A 20,817-nucleotide genomic window follows, 5' to 3' on the forward strand; every position below is an offset into this window, starting at 1 on the left:
ATGTTCAAAGTCTTCCGCAGATAAAGGCCAGAGCCAGAAGGAAACCGATTGGAACGTTCTGCTTGAATTGTCGCAGGCAGTTTGGCGCATCGTATGGGTTCAGCGTGCGAGCCTGCTGGAGAAGGAGGCCCCCTGCGATCAGGAAGAACAGCCAGAACCCCAGATGCAGATGGGCATGAATGGCGACGAGTCCCAGCGCCAGAAGCATCAAGCTGTAGCAGGTGGCAATAAAGGGCCGAGCGCGCTTTTCCATCAGGCGAGACGTGGAGCGAACACCGATGCGGGCGTCATCTTCCATGTCCTGGAAGCCATAGATGGTATCAAAGCCGAGCTGCCAAAGGATGACAGCGCCATATAGCAGCGCGCCATTTCCATCCAGGCCGCCCCCTGCTGCGGCATAGCCCATGGGCGCACCAAAACCGAACGTGAAGCCCATGACGAGTTGTGGCCACCACGTCACACGCTTCGCCGCGGGGTAGAGCGCCACAAGCAGCAAAGCAAAGGGCGCCAGAAGCCAGCATGCGCGGGGCAGGCACACCAGAACGCCCAGACCGCACAGAAGTAAAAAGGCCAGCAGCTTAAGGCCCTGCTTCAGGGAGAGCGCACCGCTGGCAAGCGGACGGCCCGCGGTTCGGGCAACCTTGGCATCAATATCGCGGTCCCAGATGTCATTCACTACGCATCCGGCAGAGCGCATAACGAGTGAGCCGAACGCAAAAAGGGCCGTGTAGACAACGCGGAGTCCGAGTGGCGCATTCGGTGCAAGGAATAATCCCCAAACCCCAGGGAGAAACAGCAGCCATGTCCCAACCGGGCGATCCAGTCGGGCCAAAAGTGCGTAGGACCGCCATGGTTCGGGCAGGCGGCCGGTCCAGCCTGTCAGGCTGATATCGGTATGGGGGCGGGTTTCACTCATCAAAGCACGTGATGAGGGGCAGATGCGCTTCCGTCAATGGCTGTTGCGCGCTATCGGAAAAGGATGAGCCGATCTGATCCCCGTCTTTATCTTGAAGTGCCGGATGTTCCCTTTACGGAAGGGCTGGAACTTCCTCTTCCCGCCAGTCAGGCCCATTACCTTGGCAATGTCATGCGGCAGAGCACTGGAGATCCGGTACGTGTCTTCAATGCGCGAGATGGAGAGTGGAATGCCATCATCCAGACCTTGCGAAAAGACAAGGGAACAGTGCGGCTGGGAACGCGAGAGCGCGCACCTCAGGTCACAGAGGGTGTGGAACTGCTGTTTGCGCCCCTCAAGCGGGATGCGACAGAACTCGTTATCCGGATGGGGACAGAACTCGGGGTGACGTGTTTTCGGCCCGTCGTAACAGAGCGCACAAACACGCATCGCCTGAACCTCGACCGCCTTGCCCTGATTGCCAGTGAAGCTGCTGAACAATGCGAGCGGCTGGATATTCCCGAAATCCAGCCGCTGGAGCCCTTGAAATCCGTTCTTGCGGAATGGCCGGAGGACAAGCCGCTGTTTGCGGCTCTTGAGCGACGTCCCGGGGCGAATGGTCCTTTGGTCGCGTCTGCCCTTCTTATTGGGCCTGAAGGTGGCTTTTCCGATGCGGAGGTGGCGCTGCTTCAGAAGCATCCTGCTGTTCATGCGCTGACACTGGGGCCGCTGGTACTGCGCGCCGAGACGGCTGTCTGCGCCGGACTGGCGCGACTTGCACTGCGTCGTGGCGCCTGAGGGTGACAGGACAGTCTGAGGTGCTACAAGTTCAATCAATATCGAACAACGATCGCAAATCGAGGCAAAACCGCCATGTCCAATCCCGGCACGTCTAATAGCGCAACGATCGAGAATCGGGCGCAGCTCGTCGAGGTTCTGGAACGGGGCTCCAAGCCGCGGTCCGAATGGAAGATCGGAACCGAACACGAGAAGTTCGGCTTTGTACTGCCGGGGCAGGATGATGGGCGTACACCGTTGTCAGCACCTCCTTATGAACCCAAAGGTATTGGCGCGCTGTTGCGGAAACTGGAGGGGCCGGACTGGGCTCCGATCCACGACGGTGAGGCGCTGATCGGTCTGGCCGGGCAGAACAGCCAGAAAGGGCGGTCCATTTCTCTGGAGCCCGCTGGACAGTTCGAGCTTTCCGGTGCGCCGGTTGTCTCCTTGCAGGAAACGCAGAGCGAGATGCAGGAGCATTTCGATCTGATCCGCGGTCCTGCTGCTGAGCTCGGACTTGGCTTTCTGCCATTTGGTTTTCAGCCGCTCTGGGCGCGCGACGAAATGCCATGGATGCCCAAGAGTCGGTACGCCATCATGCGCAGTTATATGCCCAAGGTTGGCACGCTGGGCCTGGATATGATGACGCGGACCTGTACTGTGCAGGTCAATCTGGACTTCGGTGATGAAGCCGATATGGCCCGCAAGATGCGTGTATCGCTGGCGCTTCAGCCATTGGCCACGGCTCTGTTCGCGAATTCGCCTTTTGTAGAAGGCAAAGCAAACGGCTTCCTTTCCAATCGCGCCCGTATCTGGACGGATACCGATAATCAGCGTTCAGGCCAGCCATCGCTGTTCTTCGCAGAAGATTTCAGCTTCGAGAAATACGTGGACTGGGCGCTGGATGTGCCGATGTATTTCGTCGCTCGGGACGGAAAAAACATCGACGCCAGTGGCTGCTCCTTCCGGCGTTGGTTGGAAGGCACTGCGCAGCCTGCTCTGGAAGGTCTGACGCCGACAATTGGTGATTTTGAGGATCACCTCACGACTGTTTTCCCTGACGTGCGCCTCAAGCAGTTCCTTGAGATGCGTGGCGCGGACGCCGGTCGTCCGGAGATGATGGTTGCCCAGTCCGCGCTCTGGGTTGGCCTGTTCTACGATGCCGCAACGCTGGAAGCCGCTGAAAAGCTGGTATTGGAACAGCCTTGGGAAGTTTATCAGCAACTCCGTGCGGATGTTCCTGCCAAAGGCATGCAGGCTGACTTCCCCGGGGGGCTGAAAGCGCTGGCAAAGCGCGTTGTGGCTCTCGCGGAGCAGGGACTTCGCGCCCGTGTTCGCAACGAAGCACAGTTCCTGGATCCGCTCCACCTGATTGCAGATGGTGGCCCAAACCAGGCTGAGTACTGGCTTGCCCTGTATGAAGGTGCATGGGGCGGAAATGTGAAGCCGCTGTTCCGCGAAGCATCGATCTGAAGTCAGACGTATTGGAGTAGGGCGTTAAGCCCTGCTACGATCAGTTTCCGGTTTGTGCAGGAACACGTTATGGAATGCAGGTGCGAAGCTTTTTGCAACCCGTGACCTGATCGGCAGTTCCAGAGGCATGATGAACCGTCTTTTCTTCCGCGCGGCTGTGGCCAGCGCTTTCATATCCGTAGCAGCTCTTCCGCTCCCTGCCATGGCTCAGGCCGTTCCCGCACAACTCCGTCCTGTGGATCAGGGCTGGGTTGCGCGCGTTCAGGATACGCTGGCGCAGATCACAACGCTTCAGGCGCGGTTTCAACAAATTGCACCAGATGGGAAAGCTGTTGCCGGGACAGCCACGCTTGATCGTCCGGGGCGGATGCGCTTCGACTATGACAGTCCCAGCCCGCTTCTTCTTGTCGCTAATGATGGCAAAGTCGTTTTTCAGGATCGGAGCGTCGGACAGGTAACGGTTATGCCGTTGGACCGTACTCCCCTCGGCTTGTTGCTACGGCCTGATCTGAAGCTCTCGGGCGATGTCACGGTAACAGGATTTGATCGTAAGAACGGTCAGATCAACCTTCAGGTTGAAAAAACGGAGAGCCCGGGTGAGGGGAATCTGACCCTCATGTTCTCCGAAGCGCCACTTGCTCTTTTGGGATGGGAAGTCGTGGATGCTCAGGGCCGAACAACGCGTATCGCCCTGTCGGACATCAGGACGGGCGGGAGCGTATCCCAATCTCTGTTCACGCTCCCGAAGTCTGAGGACTGACGTTCAGTCCTTTGTTTCGCGGGAAAGCTCCAGTGCGCGGGCATAAACCGTGCGCTTGGGCAGTTTGATAATTCCCGCCACGAGAGTGGCCGCATCCTTCACCGAATGACTGGTCAGCGCTTCGCGGAGATGCGTATCCAGATCATCTGCTCCGCTATCGTCCTCTGCTGAGGGGCCGATCAGGAGTGTAATCTCACCCCGTGGTGCAGTGTCCTGGAAATGGGCGAGCACTTCCGCCAACGTTCCCCGCACCATCTCTTCAAAGCGTTTGGTCAGTTCTCTGCCAACCGCTGCCTCGCGGTCAGGGCCGAAGACAGTGATCAGGTCTTCCAGTGTCTCGACGAGGCGGTGCGGGCCCTCATACCAGATCAGTGTGGAGCGAACGCCAGCCTGTTCTGCGGCCCGAAGCGTCGCGAAGCCTGTCTTGCGGGCTTCGCTCCGTGGCGCTGGAAAGCCGAGAAACATGAAGGGAAGAGGGGGAAGGCCTGAAAGGGTCAGAGCCGTGATGACAGCGTTTGGGCCTGGGATGGCCGTAACATGAACACCAGCGGCGATTGCTGCCCGGACGAGCCGATAGCCCGGGTCCGAGACAAGCGGAGTACCTGCGTCTGACACCACGGCAAAGCTGGCACCAGCCACCATTTTTTCCACAAAGAACGGTGCGCGATCCTGTTCGTTATGATCGTGAAGCGTTCGTGTGGGAGTGGAGATGTTGCGCGACATCAATAATTTTGCCGTAACGCGTGTATCTTCGCATAAAATAGCTTCAACACTGTTCAAGGCTTCAATCGCGCGCTCGCTGATATCGGCCAGGTTGCCGATCGGCGTCGCAACCAATATCAGTTGTCCCCCCACTCTCGGGCCATGCTCCGAAGGCGGGGCGGCCGTTAACGTTTCAGCCGTATCGCTCAAGGGAGTTTCAGCGGAACATGACTTTTCGGACATCTGCATCCTCGGTGACGAACTCAAGGGTCTATTCTGGACCGATGAGCCGTCTGCGCAAGGGTGTAAGCACTGGGCTGGCCGCAGGAACCTTCCTGACGCTGGCCGCCTGCTCCGGCGGAAACTCCTCTTTGACATCTGGTGTGGGTGGAATTCCCGGCTCAGGTCAGGCTCCTGGAGCGCATGACGTTGGCCTTATCCTTCCCCTGACGGGACGCTACGGTGCCATCGGTGCGCGAATGCGTGATGCAGCCAAGCTGGCTCTGTCTTCACAAGGCTCGCCTGTGCTGGACGTCCATGACAGCAACGCTGCTGGTGGCGCAGCTCAGGCTGCCCATGACGCCCTGACGCGTGGCGATGCCATGCTCCTTGGGCCGCTAACGGCTACAGAAACTGCGGCTCTCGCACCGCTGGCTGTTGAAGCAGGCAAGCCTGTTCTGGCGTTCACAAGCGATTCCACGCAGGCTCGTCCTGGTGTCTGGGTGATGGGCCTGACACCGGAGCAACAGGTTCGCCGGATGGTGGATGCTGCACGTGCAACAGGCCGCAAGAACTTTGCAGCCTTTTTGCCAGATAGTGCGCTGGGGCATGCGATGGCGGAAGGACTACAGCGGGCCTGCCGAGATGACGGCTTGAAAGATCCGCAGATCGTTTTTCATTCCATGGATGCCCAAACCATTGATGATGGCCTGAAATCCCTTTCAGATATTGCTAATCGCCTGCCGCCGGCACCTGTGGTTTCGACGCCGCCCGGTCCATCGGCTGTTGATCCTACGGCCGATTCGCCTGCCGACTCTACAACGCCTGCGCAGCCGCCAGCAACTCCAGTTGCTGCGCCAGCGGTGCCGCCCCCTCCGTTTGACGCTCTTCTGCTGGCAGATACCGGTGTGGAGCTAGGGCGCATCATCACTGCGCTACACGCTGACCAAGTGACGTCAGACCAGGTGCAGATCATGGGGCCAGCACTCTGGAAGGCGTTCGACGGCAAGCTCAGTGCCTTGCATGGTGCCTGGTATGCTGCGCCCGATGCCAAGGATCGCAATGGGTACGTTGCCCAATACAAAGCGGTTTATCATCAGGCGCCGTCACCTGTGACGGATTTCGCCTATGATGCCGCAGCCCTTGCTGGCAACCTGATGAAGCAGGGAGGCCCCACTGTTCAGGCGTTGACCCGTCCGGACGGCTATATGGGTGTGGATGGCCTGTTCCGCCTGCGCGCTGATGGTCATGTCACTCGCGCGCTCGCTATTTTCCAGATTCAGCGTGGCGGTGGTGCCCGCATCGTTGTTCCAGCATCGCGGGATATTGCGGTCCGTCCAAGCTGAGAAAATACTGCTGGTTCAGAAACAGAAACACGCGTCCATGGCGATTGGCGCGTGTTTTTTTATGGCTTTTCCTGAAAGCCAACTGGCGTGTCAGGAGCAATCCTGACCGCGCGGATCAGGCTGCGTAGGTCTCGGCCAGCGGCAGAACCGGGCGAATGGTGTGAAGAGCCAGTTCGAAGCTGGCGTAGCTGCCCAGTTCATGATTGCGCAGATGATCGATCAGGACCCAACGCATCCCTTGCGGGCGGAGCATGTAGGCTGGATCCGGGTTCTCACGGACCCAGACCAGAACATGCTCAATGGGTGTCGTTCCATCGAAGTTCGTGACCCCGGAATCCGTCGGTGTGATTTCTGCATCGAAGAGACCCATCCGCATTCCGGCTTCCAGCCACCGCGACAGATATTCGCGGTGACGAGGGAGAACACCCTGCCTCAACGTCACGACATTACCGCCCATCGAAACGGGTGAAAGATCGTATAGGGGAGTTGCCTGCGCCATCAGGAAAGTCCTCATCAGAGCGGGGCGGGGGAGCCCGTGGATTGCGATAAGGTCAGGCTAAAATCCAAACGGCCCCTTTCACAATCTAAAATGACGCCAAAACCCCTTTCCGCGACATAAACTTTCCCCACTGTGACAAATCTGCCATGCAAAAATTGCATAGCTCAACATGTTGTTGTCATATTCCGATACAGCGCCTTGTCCCATCTCCGGTGAAGCCAGAGCCATGAGCCGGGTTCCTGCTCTATCCACTCCTGAAGCCGGTCATTGAGTTGCTGTGTCAGCTTCAGGACATCTGCCTGACGATTCTCGGTAGGCTGTGGATCAATGGGGGGATCCACAGCGAGTACCAGTCTGGCAGGCCCTTCGCGGCGCACATGTCCGGTTACAATCAAGGCTTTATGCCGCAGGGCAAACACGGCAGTTGCAGAGGCTGTCATGGCAGGGCGGCCAAAAAGACGGGCTTCGATGCCATCATTCATTTTCTGATCGCCAAGCACGCCCAAATGCCCGCCGTGAGACAGGTGCTTCAGCGCAGAACGTGCTCCACGTGCCCCTTTTGGGAACATCGGAACATCCATGCGCATAGCTCGGCGGCGGAGGGCGTGGATGATGGAATCTACAATCGGATTGCTGGCTGCCCGATAGAAGGAAGCAAAGGGCATCCCGAATCGCGCGACGACCGGGGGCATGAGTTCCCAGTTACCAATATGGCCGGAAAAGAAAATGACCGGGCGCCCTGTTGCGCGTGCGGCTTCCAGATATTCCGATCCTTCAACACGCCATCCTGGGCCGGTCGGCGTGTTCTGTTTCAATCGGCCCACATGCGGAAACTCCGCCACGGTGCGCCCCAGGTTTTCCCAGCAGTCTTTGACGATACCGCGCCGCTCTTCCTTGGTCAGCTGTGGCATGGCCAGTTGCAGGTTTCGGTCGGCCACTCTGGAGACGGGAATAATAGGTCCGATATGGCGCGCGACGGAGCCACCCAGTGTGGACGCGGCCGCAGGGGGGAGAATGCGCAGCCAGCCCAGCAGGACGCGCACAAGCAGGGCTTCCGCCCGATGTGGAATTGAAGTCATGAGTGAGGGAACAGAAGATCCAGAATATGGTCCGGCGCTTTTGGGTCCGCCCAAAGAAGCTCAACGTTGATGACGGTGACCTGCGCCCGGAAAGCGGGAGGAAGTTTGACCGCATCCTTGGCTGTGGTCACGAGCGTGGTTCCGGATTCCCGACGCAGCGTTTCAAGGCGCTGGATGTCATTGGCCGAGTAGGCATGATGATCCGGAAAGGGAAGGCAGCGAACAGGAGAGACTCCTGCATCCTGCAGCATGGTGAAGAATTTATCGGGGCGGCCAATGCCGGCGAAAGCGACAACTCTCCGGCCTTGCAGACCGCGGATTTCAGGGCCCGGAACCAGTCTGGCCTGAGCTTTGAAGAGGAACGGGGGAAGGGTGAGAAGCAGCCCGTGACGGTCTTCCCCGATGATAACCACACACTGCGCACGCTTCAGAGCATCCAGCACCGGTTCACGCAGAGGACCCGCAGGCATGACCTGCCCGTTGCCAAACCCCACGACGCCATCCACGACCAGAACCGAGAGGTCCTTGTGAAGGCCCGGGTTCTGGAAACCATCATCCATCACAAGACAATCAGCGCCTTGGCCGACCGCCAGTCTCGCGGTCTGGGCCCGGTCTGCTCCGACCCATGTTGGTACGGCTTTTGCCAGAAGAAGAGGCTCATCGCCAACATCGCGGGCGCTCGAACGCCCCGGATTGACCTCCAGCGGACCTTTCTCTCTGCCGCCATGACCGCGACTGAGAATATGTGGAGAATGTCCTCGATCTTTCAGTCTTTGGACCAGATCCAGTGTCAGAGGTGTTTTTCCCGTGCCCCCAGCAGTCACGTTGCCGCAACATAGTACCGGGACTATGGCTCGATAGCCTTCCCGGGTCATGCGGCGACGGGTCAGACGGGTTGCGATTCCTGCCAAAGGGCGCAGCATGAATGCCGCAGGGCCTACCCTCGGGACGGACCAGAATCGCGGAGCCCGTAGTCTCATCGTTCAAGTGTCTCCAGAATGCGGGGGCTTAGTCTGGACACCACGGAGCGCTGAAGCACTGCGGGTGAAGGCGTGACATGAGGTCCAGTGATCCACTGGCTCAGACTATCGATATCCTTAACGATGTGAAGATAATCGTGCAGCAGGCTAACCGCTTCCCGCCAGTTTTCCATAAGAGGGCCGGTTGCCGTTGGTATGCCTAGGCGAAGTGGCTCGAAAGGATTATGGCCACCGCCTTTCCCCGCGAGAGAGTTGCCGAGGAAGCAGCAATTTGCGAGTCTGTAGAACAGGCCCAGCTCCCCTAATGTGTCGGCAATCCAGCAATGTGTCTTGTGGTTCGGCTCCTGCCCGACGGATCGCCGGGGCAGATCAAAGCGCGAAGCCAGTTCCTCGCCACGTTTTGGATGCCGGGGGATGAGGATCGTCAGAAGGTCGGGTTGTTTTTCTCTGGCAAGCGCTGCTGCTGCCAGAACCAGTTCCTCCTCACCAGGATGAGTCGAAGCCGTGACGAAAACCGGACGATTTCCAATCACGGCCTGAAGTCGCTCCAATTCCGCGAAGTCGCATGACAGAGGAGGAGCGTCCTGTTTGAGGTCTCCATCTTCATAAACGGCTTTGGTGCCTAAGGAGCGGAAGTGTGCCGCGTCTTCCGGGCCTCGGGCTGCAACCCAGGAAAGACGGGAAAACATGCGTCCAGTCAGGCTAGCGGCTTTTTTCCACCGGCGAGCCGAGCGATCCGAGAGGCGACCGTTGACCAGCATGACGGGAATAGCCTTGCGGTAGCAGGCTGCAATGATGCCGGGCCAGAGTTCACTTTCTACAAAGACAGCACCGTCCGGCTTCCAACGTTTGAGAAATCGGCCAAACCAGCGCGGCACATCGTGAGGAATAAAACGATGAGAGACGCGGCGCCCGAATTCCGGATGGCGGCTGACAATTTCTGCGCCCGTCACCGTGGCGGTTGTGAACAGGACATGCAGATCCGGGCGCTTTTCCAGAAGATCATCAAGCAATGGTCGCGCACACAGGGTCTCCCCCACGCTCGCAGCATGTATCCAGAGAAGTGTACCTTCAGGGCGCTGACCGCCCCCTAGACCCATTCTTTCACGAAGGCGGTCTGGCAGCTCCCGTCCTCGCTTCAGACGTACCCGCAGCATGATCGTCAGAGCAGGAGCCAGAAGGCTGCCAACGCCCCCCCACAACCGATCCATGACGGAAAGATTTTGATTGCGGACGTTAGCTTCCGCCTGCTCCGCAACGGCATTGAGTGCAACACGGAGCGTCTCGGTATCCGGTTCAATAAGCGGTTCACCGACCACGACAGACCCGCGCCCAAAGGGGAATGGAAATGTAAGGCCGTCCCACGAGGGCAGGCGAATGCTGTTGCAGGCCATACCCAGCGGAATAATGGGGCGTCTGGAAATCCGCGATAGCACAAGAATGCCCGGCTGCACCTCTTCTGCTGGGCCGCGTGGGCCATCTGGAGTAATGGCGACAAAGGCACCTTGCTTCAGCTCCCGGAGAGCGATTCTCAGTGCCGCCGCGCCGCCTTTGTCCTTCCCTTTGCGGGACGTGGAGCCATGAATGCCAATGATTCCCCACGGACGAATAGCGTCCGCGATAAGGCGTCCATCCGCGTTGCGGGAAATCAGAACCCGGAGCTTCACCTGTGGTTCGATCGCTTGGGCCCAGAACCAGAGCGCTGGAGCCAGTGTCAGGGAGCGGTGCCAGAGGGCAAGAACTGTTCCCTGATCAGCTTGCGTCAGAAGCGCTCTTGCCTGTTTGGTGCCTCCGACATTCCAGTGGGTGGAGCGCAGACAGGCACCTAACCAGACATGGATCATGCGAGCGGGCGATATCATGAGCAGTCGGGTAGCATGGTCAGATGGCGCTCGCAAAACTTTGTGACAGACTGTCAGGCTGCTTCGTGATGAACCTGAAGGCCGGTGAAGGTTACCCGGGCCATATCGGAGTGAGTTGGCGCGTGCCAACCCTGTTCGCCAGCCACAGCTTCGAACCATACACCCTGCGCTATCGCGGCAGAGGGCAATGAGAAGTGATTTTCTGTTCCGTTGACGATGATGCGCATCAGACCATTCGGAGACGTATGAATTTCATAGCGAATGGTCTGATGCGGATAAACCGTGCCGACCACAATGCTCTGCTTGGATGTCCCATTATCCACGAGTGCAAAGACCCGGTCGCCCTGAACACTTAGCTCCGCCACTGGATGCTGTGTGCTTGCCAAGCGGCCAATGACCACTTTTCCATTTCGTGGAAGGTGGTCAATGTGTAGGGCCGCCGTCATGTCAGAATTCGTTTGCTGAAAATACCATGCGGTATTTTCTCGCAAAAGACTCTCCGGAGCGACCTTTCCACGAATGACTGGCTGGAGGCCGTCAGTTGTGAGTCTCAGGGCACCTGTCTGCTGATCACGGGAATAAAAAGCTGTGTTGTAGCCAGAGCCGAGTGTCGTGGACGGAACAAGATGCAGGCCCAGACGCTTGGCAGGCTCCTGAAGTGTAAAAGCCGAAATGTCCGGCGCTTGCGGGACATCCATGGCATGCACCGGCGTAGCAATCAGCGCACTCAGGCAAAAAGCGGGGCCAGCAAGTCGGGAGATCATAATGTGTCCTTCCGGGGTTATGGTTGTGACGTCAGATGACTGTTTCAACGCAGAACTCCCGAAAAGGACGCATGATTAGCGGCTCATGAGAACCGTGAGTTTCATGTTCTCAAGGATATGACGGGTCACGCCCCCCAGAATCATCTGGCGAAGACGGGAGTGGGAGTAGGCCCCCATGCTCAGCATATCGGCACCAAAATCTTCAGCCCCCTTCAACAGGCCGGCACCGACATCCTTATTGATGGGGTCGCAGGCGCGTGTCGTAGCGGAAATGCCATGCAGACGCAGATAACGGACAACATCGTTGCCCGTAGGGCCGCGACGCTGATATTCCTGGCATGTCAAAACCTGAACGCCTTCCGCGGTATGCGCCCATGGCAGGATGCAGCGGAGCGCAAGCGAAGACTCGGGCGTTCCGTTCCAGGCAATGGCAATGCGGCTGCCTACTGTTTTCGGAGCAATTGGCGGAGCAATGACCAGAGGACGCCCGCTGTCAAAAAGAATGGCATGCAGTGTTTCTGATGCGCGCGGGTCAGTGGCTGAAATGAGATTGGGCACGAGCGTCATGTCTGCCAGACGTGAGCGCCATGTCAGGGCATCATGTTCCGTGCCATCCAGCACTTCGAGGCTGGCACTGACACCGCCGCCAATGGACATGCCGATCTTGGAGGCTTCGACGCGGTGAAGTCCGTTATTATGCACGAAGCTGTCGAAGCTGTGTCGGATCCTGATGGCGCGGCGGTGGGCTTCCGTGGCCGCCGCATCAATCATTTCCGTCACCATTCCGGCAGAAATGCCTTCGCCAGCAAGGGTGGCAACTTCGGTCGGATCTGATCCGACAACGACAGCAGACAGGTGTGCATCAAAACGACGGGCAAAATCCAGGGCCACCGACATGACTGAATCCAGATCGTCGGCCCCGGTGAGGGGGAGAAGGATGTTCTTGATTTCGATAAGCATAACGTAAGGCTCCCCACCTTGGGAAAAGGGTGTTCTCTATCTTTACGGATAAAGACGCGTGACGTTCCATTCAGATCCATCACGAGTCCATAATGCTCGGTCATGGAGGCGGAAAGGCCGGTCCTGCCAGAACTCTATGGCGTCTGGAGCAACGCGGAAACCTGTCCAGTTGTTCGGGCGTGGAATAGGGCCATTGCCATATTTTTCTTCTGCGGCCTTCAGGCGCTCTTCAAAGGTGCTGCGCTCATCCAGAGGGCGTGACTGGTCAGATGCAATCGCCCCCAGCCGGGACATGGGCGACCGGCTGGCGAAATAAGCATCTGCTTCCTCGTCACTGACCTGCGTAACCGGTCCTTCGATCCGGATCTGCCGACGCAGGGACTTCCAGTGGAACAACAGAGCGACATGCGGATTGGCCAGCAGATCGCCACCCTTGCGGCTCTCCACGTTGGTATAGAAGACAAACCCGCGCTCGTCCGCGCCCTTGAGCAACAGCATGCGAACGGAAGGGTGGCCATCTGGCGTGGATGTTGCAACGGCCATGGCGTTCGGATCATTGGGCTCAGACGCTTCTGCGTCTGACATCCAGGCTGCAAACAGGGCAAATGGATCAGAAGTCAGATCGATGAGGGGCAGAGAGGGCATGGAAGTCTCCTGAAGCAGCGGGGACAGCCCGAAAGGGCGATGTGAGAACCATAGCGGCTCCGTCCGGGTCCCGGAACAGACCCTGTCAGGTTCCGGCTCCGAATTATGGCGTCAGAGGAATTATATAAAGGAAGCAGGAGCAGTTGCCTTGACCTGCCTCATGGGCCTGAAATCCACACTACGGCTGGAAACTGCCGTCCAAGAGGCATTGAGTGTCGTGTTACTCTTGTTTGCTGGCATCTCTTGTGCGACCACGGCGCTAACACGCCAACGCGATTCAGGAAACCTTCAATGTCTGAAACAGAAGACAACATCCCGGCTCCCGTGACCGGCACCCTCATGAAGGGCAAGCGCGGTGTTATCATGGGTGTCGCCAACAAGCATTCCATCGCTTGGGCTATCGCGAGCGCCTGTGCTGCACAGGGCGCGGAACTTGCTTTCACCTATCAGGGTGAAGCTCTTGGCAAGCGCGTGCGTCCCCTCGCTGAAAGCGTTGGCTCTGATCTGGTTCTGCCGTGTGATGTCAGCGACGATGCCGCAATCGATGCGACGTTCGATGAAATCGAAAAGGTGTGGGGCAAGATCGACTTCGTGCTTCACGCCATTGCTTTTGCTGACAAGCAGTACCTGCGCGGGCGTTACATCGACACGCCGCGTGATGCCTTTCTGCAAGCCATGGACATTTCCTGCTATTCCTTCGTGTCCGTCGCCCGTCGCGCGTCTGCCATGATGAATGCTGGCGGTTCGTTCCTGAGCATGACCTATCTCGGTGCCGAGCGCGTCATGCCGCACTACAACGTCATGGGTGTTGCCAAGGCGGCTCTCGAAGCCTCCGTGCGCTACATGGCTGCCGATCTTGGCCGTGACGATATCCGCGTGAACGGTATTTCCGCAGGCCCGATCATGACGCTGGCAGCCAACGGCATCAGTGACTTCCGCTACATCCTGCGCTGGAACCAACTCAATGCTCCGATGGAGCGTAACGTGACCCTGAAGGACGTTGGCGGTTCGGGCATGTACCTGCTCTCCGACCTCTCCAGCGGCGTGACGGGCGAAATCCATCATGTGGATTGCGGCTACCATACGGTTGGTATGAAGAACCCGGCAGCTCCGGACATCGCCGCTGTCAGCTCCGGGGACTGACATGTCAGACAACAGCTTCGGGCAACTCTTTCGCGTCACCACCTGGGGTGAAAGCCACGGTCCAGCCATCGGCTGCGTCGTGGATGGCTGTCCACCCCGCCTGAAGCTGTCCGAAGCGGACATCCAGCCTTGGCTTGATCGCCGTCGGCCGGGGCAGTCCCGCTTCACGACCCAGCGTCGGGAACCGGATCAGGTCCGGATCCTGTCGGGGGTGTTTGAAGGCCAGACGACCGGCACGCCTATTTCGCTGATGATCGAAAACACCGATCAGCGGTCGAAAGATTATGGTGAGATTGCCCAGAGCTATCGTCCGGGCCATGCGGACATTGCCTACGATCTGAAATATGGCATCCGCGATTATCGTGGCGGCGGTCGCTCTTCCGCGCGTGAAACAGCCATGCGTGTCGCGGCTGGTGCTGTTGCGCGCGTGCTGCTGAAAACGTTGGTCGGAGAAGGCGTGAAGATTCGCGCGGCCCTGACGGGGATTGGCGGTCAGACCATTGATCCAACCCGCTGGGACTGGGACGAAGTGGAGCGCAACCCGCTCTGGTGTCCGGACGCTGCGAGCGTTGGTCCATGGGAAGAGCTGCTCGACTCCATTCGCAAGGATGGCTCATCCATCGGGGCCACTGTTGAAGTTGTTGCAGAAGGTTTGCCGCCCGGTCTTGGTGCGCCAGTTTATGGCAAGCTGGACGCAGATCTCGCTGGTGCTCTGATGGGCATCAATGGTGTGAAGGGCGTTGAGATCGGCGACGGTTTTGCCGTCGCGGCCCTTCGCGGTGAGCAAAATGCTGATCCGATCGCACCAGGGCCGCAATTCGCATCGAACCATGCGGGCGGCATCCTGGGAGGCATCTCCACGGGGCAACCGATCGTGGCTCGCTTTGCCATCAAGCCAACCAGTTCGATCCTGACACGTGTGCCGAGCATCAATAGTGCAGGAGATTCAGTGGAGGTTCGCACCAAAGGACGACACGATCCGTGCATCGGTATTCGTGCCGTGCCTGTGGCGGAAGCCATGATGGCCTGCGTTCTGGCAGACCATCTGCTGCGCAATCATGCGCAGTGCGGCTGGGACAACTGATCCCAGCCTTCAGGCTTTAGCTGGCAAGCTTGGCGTCCAAGGTGATCTCTGTATTGAGAACCTTGGACATCGGGCAGCCGATCTTGGCCTTGTTGGCAGCGTCCAGGAAGTCGGCCTCAGTTGCGTTCGGAACCACGCCACGAAGCGTCAGATGGGCTTTCGTGACGGCAAAGCCATCGCCAACCTTATCCAGGGAAATTGTCGACTCCGTATCGAGGGAGTCTGCTGTAAAGCCAGCATCACCAAGGATCAGAGATAGCGCCATTGTGAAGCAGCTGGCGTGGGCCGCGCCGAGCAGTTCTTCCGGGTTGGTGCCGGGCTTGTCTTCGAATCGCGTGTTGAAACCATAAGGCTGGTCCTGAAGGGCGCCGCTCTGCGTCGAGATGGTGCCCTTGCCTTCCTTGATGGTGCCGCTCCAGTGGGCCGAAGCTTTCTTGTTGATGGTCATGAGACGCTCTCCGCGTGTTGGGGGATGCTGTCTCCAACGTGACCAGACAGGAAACGTTGCCGTGAAAAAACCGTGTGGTGTGGTTGTGATGCCACTCAGGAAAAGCCCCCTTGGGGATGAATGAGAACCTATGGCGGTTTTCTGCGATTGCCCCAATATATAGGGGTGTGGATCGTTTATGCCCCTAGATATGGATGACTCCAAATTCACAGCTCTTTCCAATTTGCAAGAGAAGAGTTCGCTTGCAGTGACGGGCGCGGGTGTGGAATTGGAGGGGCATCAAATCGAAAAAATCAGACTGCCGGAGCAGAGCGCAATGACACTTCATGACGTGACGATGGACACGCCACATACGGCCGACCGCCCGCATGACGTGCTTCCGCCTGTTGACCATCCTGTTGGCGAGCGTGCTGTTGGGGAGGGGGAAGAAACGCCGGACATGTTCGATGATGTCGTGCAACTTCCGGGTCATCATGCCGTCCGTGTGGATCGTTCACGTGATTCGCTTCTGACGGATTTTGGCAAGGCGACTCTGAACAACCGCTACCTTCTGCCGGGCGAGCATTATCAGGATCTGTTTGCGCGTGTTGCGTCCTATTACGGGGCGGATCAGGGCCATGCCCAGCGTATTTATGATTACATTTCGCGCCACTGGTTCATGCCAGCTACACCGATTCTGTCTAACGGTGGAACGTCCCGCGGTCTGCCGATTTCCTGCTTCCTGAACGAAGCCGAAGATAGCCTGGAAGGTATCGTCGGCCTCTGGAACGAAAACGTCTGGCTGGCATCCAAGGGCGGCGGCATCGGGTCTTATTGGGGCAATCTGCGCTCAATCGGCGAGAACATCGGTCGTAACGGCAAGACGTCCGGCGTCATTCCGTTCATCCGCGTGATGGACAGCCTGACACTAGCTATCTCGCAGGGGTCTCTGCGTCGTGGGTCTGCGGCTGTGTATCTGCCGGTCTGGCATCCTGAAATCGAAGAATTCACGGAAATGCGCCGCCCAACGGGTGGTGACCCAAACCGTAAGGCCCTGAACCTGCATCATGGCGTTCTGATCACAGACGCCTTCATGCGGGCTGTTGAGGCGGACGAGGAATGGCCTCTGCTGTCCCCGAAGGATCACAGCATCATCCGCAAGGTGTCCGCTCGCGGGCTGTGGATCCGCATCCTGACGGCCCGTATGGAGCAGGGCGAGCCGTACGTCATCTACTCGGATCATGTGAACCGCGCCCGCCCCGAGCATCACAAGCTTGCCGGGCTTGAGGTCAAGACCTCCAATCTCTGTGCTGAGATCACGCTGCCAACCGGGATCGATCATCATGGCAAGAACCGGACGGCTGTCTGCTGCCTGTCTTCCCTGAACCTGGAAACCTGGGACGAGTGGAAAGACGATCCGCAGTTCATCGAGGACGTCATGCTGTTCCTCGACAACGTTCTGCAGGACTTCATTGACCGTGCCCCGGATGACATGGCGCGTGCCAAGTATGCGGCTGCCCGTGAGCGCTCTGTCGGTCTTGGCGTGATGGGGTATCATTCCTTTCTTCAGGCCCGGATGATCCCGTTCGAGAGCGTGATGGCGAAGGTCTGGAACAAAAAGATCTTCCAGCACATCCGCGCTCAGGCCGATGCGGCTTCAAAGAAGCTGGCGGAACTGCGTGGTCCGTGCCCGGATGCCGAAGAGTACGGCTTCATGGAGCGTTTCTCGCACAAGCTGGCGATTGCTCCGACGGCGTCCATTTCCATCATCACGGGTAATGCCAGCCCCGGCATCGAACCGATCAGTGCCAACGTCTTCCTTCAGAAGACCCTGTCTGGTTCCTTCTCGGTCCGTAACCGCCATCTGACTACGATCCTTGAAGAGCGCGGCCAGAACACGGACAAGGTGTGGTCTGACATCACCCTGAGCAAAGGCTCCGTTCAGCATCTGGACTTCCTGACGCAGGATGAGAAAGACGTCTTTAAGACGGCCTTCGAACTGGATCAGCGCTGGGTTGTTGAACATGCCGCAGACCGTGCGCCGTTCATCTGTCAGGCACAGTCGGTCAACCTCTTCCTGCCGGCAGATGTACATAAGCGCGACCTGCATCAGATCCACTTCCAGGCCTGGAAGAAAGGCCTGAAGTCTCTGTATTATTGCCGTTCCCTGTCAGTGCAGCGTGCCGATGCGGTCTCCACGCTGGCCGTGAAGAGCGATATTCTGGACGATGAGAAGTACGAAGCTACCGTGCAGGCTGCTCCGCGTGGCAAAATGAGCAGTGGTGATTACGACGAGTGCCTCGCCTGTCAGTAAGGCAGGTTGGTACTATCGGTTTAAAAAGCCCGGCTCCTCGTTTTGGGAGCCGGGCTTTTTTTTTATGTTCTCAGGGCGTGGCAGGCGCTTTAACGCGATGGAAACCCAGCCAGAGCAGGATAAGCCCCAGTGCTGTAGCGATCCATCCGAATGTTGCGCCGGGAGGTGCAAAATGAAAGTGGATCCGGGTTGGTCCTGCAGGAAGCGGGATACGTTCAAATAACCCGTCCCACACTTCCGGGACGATGAAAGTGCCATTCACCTCGGCCGTCCATCCCGGCAGCATGACCTCGCGACGAACAAGATAAGTCGGCGCTGGGCAGTTTGCGGCAAGCGTCTCCCGGTCTTTCAGAGTAAGGGTGCAGGCTGCTTCAGTCTCAAAATAGGGGGCAGCGCTCTTCAGCCGGATGAGATCTCCGGTTCCCGTGTGCAGGACGGGCATCATGGCTTCGCGCACAGCATCTGTCTCAAAGCGGATGCGCGGCCAAGCCAAATGATCCTTCACTGTGGACCAGATCATAACGTCTGTGGTGGCCTCTTTGAGGCTTAATGTCAGGGTGTGGGCATCGGCTGGAATGATTCTATCCAGTTTGATCGACGTCAGACCGTTGTCTGTTGCCTCTTTCAACCGTGCCTGACCCGTTGCACATTGCGTGTCGGAACAAATGGACAGAGTCAGGATTCCGTTCGAGTTTCCAGCGTAAGTGCCCAATTGCAGCGTTGCGAGGCGGCTGACCGGCTTTTCCCATGATGAAATATCGATTGTGACTTCTGGGGCGTTTGGCGTCAGAGGAAAGCCGCTTGGCTGGCGGTTTTCTAGGGGGTAGGGCGCGATGCTTGGTATGCCATGACCCGGAGGAACCAGCAGGGCTGATACGCCAAGTTTGGCGAACAGATCAGGATGCCGGGCCAAAGAGGCTTCCAGAAAGGCATCGTCATTTTCAGCAAAAGGATAGGAGCCATTAAAGGTTACGGCGTCGACTTCTGAGCCGAAGTCCTGTTTCAGGCGCTCGATCCATGCTTTCGGCGTGGGAATGGCGTTGTGATTGATAGAGGCGATCCGAAGATAAGCGCCATAATTTGGCTCAATCGGGCCAATGGTTACGAAGCGCTGGAGTCCGGTTTCACCCTGTAGTGCCGTAATAAGGCGTTGGTCTGGATGGGGTTGTTCCGGATAGGCGCTTAGAAGAGGAAATCCGAACAATAAAAGGGTCTCACAAAAGAGAACCGTTCCAATAATTTTCGGATGTTTCCTGCTCACTGCAAGAAAAACCACAACAGCCAAGCAGAGGCTGCCAAAAATTAGAGATCCCACCGCATAAATGTGGGAGGAAACTGGTCCTTCGGAAACCGAGCGAAGTTTAGTCAGGAACTGATGATCCAGACCATAGGTCGTGACAATCAGGGCGCTCATCGCACAAGCAGACAGGATGATTGCTCTGCGGCGCCACACACCGCGGAACATGTCATCCAGGGCGAAGGCTGCAAGAAGAATCAGGCAGCTTTCCACCATGGGTTCGCAAAGGCGAAAGAATACGGTGTGGCCAAGTCCTGGCACCAGATCGACGAGTTGAGTCAGCCCCGGAACACCGGCCTGTTTTCCCACGACAGCAAGGAAAATGCCGAGCAGCAGGAAGCGCAGCCCTCGCTCGTTGTTGCCCCCGATGGCGCATAAAGCCAGAAACGGAAGAGTAAGCCCGCAATAGCCTCCTAGGGCATACCATGCATCCAATTCGGAGCCGTAGAATATGGGGCCGTTGATGTAGGGAAATAGCAGCATCGACCATGCCTGATGCGGCAGGGTCTCATCATTGATGCCGCCGTGAACGCCGATGTCAGCATGGGGTAGGAATGTCAGAAAAGCGAGGAGTTGTGGGGCGGCAATCAAACCCGCCGTGAGGCCCCCAAGGCAGATGTGAAGGGCAAAGCGGGATCTGCTGTCAGGAGCAGTCTGGAAAAAGCGCAGAACGGCAAGCCCCAGCGCGATTAGTCCTAAAAGAAAGGCAGTTTCGGGAAAGCCTGCCAGCAGGAGATAGGTCAGGCTTAGAGCAAGCCAGCTCCAATTTCCGGTTCGGGCGCGTTCTACGCCATAGAGAGCGAGGGGCAGAAAGGCGAGGGGTTCAGACGGGCCGTCCGACGCCCATGCATAGGTGCCGTTGAAAGCATAGAGCAGGCCACCGATCAGCGCGGCGCGCGGATCGAGGCGCAGCTGTTTCAAAAATGCATATGTGGACAGGCCCGCGATGATTTGCAGAGTGCACTTCATCATCAGGAGACCATTCGGCAGCCCCAGAAACAGCACGAATGGTAGAAAAAATGCGGCAGGCTGGTATTCGCCCGCCAAAGGCATGCCGACACCGCTGTAGGGATTCCACCAGGGAATGACACCATGAACCCAGTCGTGCGCCACAAGTCGGCCGAGGGCTTCTACGAAAACGCCTGCGCAACCGTCGATCCAGCCTGGATGTCCCGGTATCAGTCCCTTCGCGGCACTGGCGGAGTTCTGCACCATCAGTGACGTCGTCATCATTGGGTCGCTGGAGCGTAAGCCGAGCCATTCCGGCAGATAGATGCAGATTGGCAGGAAGATCAGCGCGAGAAGGTGAGAGCGAGGCCAGAAGCGACGCATTTTCGGGGGCATGGAAGCTCCAGGTGGAGGGTTGTGTTGATTGCATAACCCCCGTGTTTTCGTCCCACAAGCGAATGGATTGTCGACTGATGCAGCGTCGGACGTTATGATCTGCCTCAGAATGATTCTGGATGACCTGGGTTGTGCGTCGCTGCGCCCCTGCGATGGTCTTCAGTCGGACTAAGGTATTGAAAAACACGAATTTTCACGTGTCTGTCTTGTCCGGATCGGATGAAACGCGGCCACAGGAAGAACGTGT

Annotated in this window: 18 protein-coding genes; 7 read left to right on the forward strand and 11 right to left on the reverse strand. The window is 58.0% G+C overall.

The genetic code is table 11. The features are described 5' to 3' along the window. Positions 1–4: 4 nt before the first annotated feature. A complete protein-coding gene (gene ubiA / locus HK24_RS08100) occupies positions 5–916 on the reverse strand; it encodes a 4-hydroxybenzoate octaprenyltransferase (RefSeq protein ID WP_086634054.1) in 912 nt (303 codons plus the stop codon). 36 nt (positions 917–952) lie between these two features. Here ubiA and HK24_RS08105 point away from each other — a divergent pair, with 36 nt between their 5' ends. The 3 genes from HK24_RS08105 (at position 953) to HK24_RS08115 (ending at position 3,905) form a co-directional block, all read left to right on the forward strand. Then, the gene (locus tag HK24_RS08105) at positions 953–1,693 is read left to right on the forward strand and encodes a 16S rRNA (uracil(1498)-N(3))-methyltransferase (RefSeq protein ID WP_086634055.1); all 741 of its coding nucleotides are present in this window, start codon (positions 953–955) and stop codon (positions 1,691–1,693) included. Between the two features lie 75 nt (positions 1,694–1,768). Next, the gene (locus HK24_RS08110; RefSeq protein WP_086634056.1) at positions 1,769–3,145 is read left to right on the forward strand and encodes a glutamate--cysteine ligase; all 1,377 of its coding nucleotides are present in this window, start codon (positions 1,769–1,771) and stop codon (positions 3,143–3,145) included. Between the two features lie 127 nt (positions 3,146–3,272). Further along, positions 3,273–3,905: an outer membrane lipoprotein carrier protein LolA gene (locus tag HK24_RS08115; protein WP_086634057.1), complete on the forward strand. Its 633-nt coding sequence runs from the start codon at positions 3,273–3,275 to the stop codon at positions 3,903–3,905. 3 nt (positions 3,906–3,908) lie between these two features. Here the strand turns inward: HK24_RS08115 and rsmI are convergent, their stop codons facing one another. Further along, a complete protein-coding gene (gene rsmI / locus HK24_RS08120; RefSeq protein ID WP_046899856.1) occupies positions 3,909–4,742 on the reverse strand; it encodes a 16S rRNA (cytidine(1402)-2'-O)-methyltransferase in 834 nt (277 codons plus the stop codon). A gap of 92 nt (positions 4,743–4,834) precedes the next feature. Here rsmI and HK24_RS08125 point away from each other — a divergent pair, with 92 nt between their 5' ends. Further along, the gene (locus HK24_RS08125; RefSeq protein ID WP_369826523.1) at positions 4,835–6,172 is read left to right on the forward strand and encodes a penicillin-binding protein activator; all 1,338 of its coding nucleotides are present in this window, start codon (positions 4,835–4,837) and stop codon (positions 6,170–6,172) included. Between the two features lie 115 nt (positions 6,173–6,287). Here the strand turns inward: HK24_RS08125 and HK24_RS08130 are convergent, their stop codons facing one another. The 7 genes from HK24_RS08130 to pdxH form a co-directional block, all read right to left on the reverse strand. Continuing rightward, the gene (locus tag HK24_RS08130) at positions 6,288–6,671 is read right to left on the reverse strand and encodes a hypothetical protein (protein WP_174694759.1); all 384 of its coding nucleotides are present in this window, start codon (positions 6,669–6,671) and stop codon (positions 6,288–6,290) included. 164 nt (positions 6,672–6,835) lie between these two features. Continuing rightward, complete coding sequence (locus HK24_RS08135; protein ID WP_086634059.1) at positions 6,836–7,750, reverse strand: lysophospholipid acyltransferase family protein; 915 nt, start codon at positions 7,748–7,750, stop codon at positions 6,836–6,838. Beyond that, positions 7,747–8,730: a tetraacyldisaccharide 4'-kinase gene (lpxK, locus tag HK24_RS08140; protein ID WP_086634060.1), complete on the reverse strand. Its 984-nt coding sequence runs from the start codon at positions 8,728–8,730 to the stop codon at positions 7,747–7,749. Before lpxK ends, HK24_RS08135 begins: the two co-directional genes overlap by 4 nt. Continuing rightward, positions 8,727–10,592, reverse strand: a complete 1,866-nt coding sequence (locus HK24_RS08145; protein ID WP_086634061.1) for a glycosyltransferase N-terminal domain-containing protein — start codon at positions 10,590–10,592, stop codon at positions 8,727–8,729. Before HK24_RS08145 ends, lpxK begins: the two co-directional genes overlap by 4 nt. Positions 10,593–10,645: 53 nt before the next feature. After that, positions 10,646–11,356 (reverse strand): polysaccharide lyase family 7 protein, encoded by a 711-nt coding sequence (locus tag HK24_RS08150; RefSeq protein WP_086634062.1) that lies wholly within the window; start codon positions 11,354–11,356, stop codon positions 10,646–10,648. Between the two features lie 75 nt (positions 11,357–11,431). Continuing rightward, positions 11,432–12,316 carry a universal stress protein gene (locus tag HK24_RS08155; protein WP_086634063.1) on the reverse strand — a complete coding sequence of 295 codons (885 nt, stop codon included), beginning with the start codon at positions 12,314–12,316 and terminating at the stop codon, positions 11,432–11,434. Positions 12,317–12,358: 42 nt separating this feature from the next. Then, the gene (gene pdxH / locus HK24_RS08160; protein WP_086634064.1) at positions 12,359–12,961 is read right to left on the reverse strand and encodes a pyridoxamine 5'-phosphate oxidase; all 603 of its coding nucleotides are present in this window, start codon (positions 12,959–12,961) and stop codon (positions 12,359–12,361) included. 291 nt (positions 12,962–13,252) lie between these two features. Here pdxH and fabI point away from each other — a divergent pair, with 291 nt between their 5' ends. Beyond that, on the forward strand, positions 13,253–14,104 hold the full coding sequence (gene fabI / locus HK24_RS08165; protein WP_015074825.1) for an enoyl-ACP reductase FabI: 852 nt from the start codon (positions 13,253–13,255) through the stop codon (positions 14,102–14,104). Between the two features lies 1 nt (position 14,105). Further along, the gene (aroC, locus tag HK24_RS08170) at positions 14,106–15,188 is read left to right on the forward strand and encodes a chorismate synthase (RefSeq protein WP_086634065.1); all 1,083 of its coding nucleotides are present in this window, start codon (positions 14,106–14,108) and stop codon (positions 15,186–15,188) included. A gap of 16 nt (positions 15,189–15,204) precedes the next feature. Here aroC and HK24_RS08175 read toward each other — a convergent pair whose 3' ends face one another. After that, positions 15,205–15,636, reverse strand: coding sequence for an OsmC family protein (locus tag HK24_RS08175; protein WP_086634066.1), 432 nt, complete (start codon positions 15,634–15,636; stop codon positions 15,205–15,207). Between the two features lie 439 nt (positions 15,637–16,075). On the opposite strand from HK24_RS08175, the gene HK24_RS08180 reads away from it, so the two are divergent. Next, positions 16,076–17,929 carry a ribonucleoside-diphosphate reductase subunit alpha gene (locus HK24_RS08180; protein WP_232309134.1) on the forward strand — a complete coding sequence of 618 codons (1,854 nt, stop codon included), beginning with the start codon at positions 16,076–16,078 and terminating at the stop codon, positions 17,927–17,929. 70 nt (positions 17,930–17,999) lie between these two features. Here HK24_RS08180 and HK24_RS13855 read toward each other — a convergent pair whose 3' ends face one another. Next, positions 18,000–20,570, reverse strand: a complete 2,571-nt coding sequence (locus HK24_RS13855) for a YfhO family protein (protein WP_233126180.1) — start codon at positions 20,568–20,570, stop codon at positions 18,000–18,002. Positions 20,571–20,817: the final 247 nt, after the last annotated feature.

It is taken from the genome of Gluconobacter sp. DsW_058, assembly GCF_002153615.1.
Classification (GTDB): domain Bacteria; phylum Pseudomonadota; class Alphaproteobacteria; order Acetobacterales; family Acetobacteraceae; genus Gluconobacter; species Gluconobacter cerinus.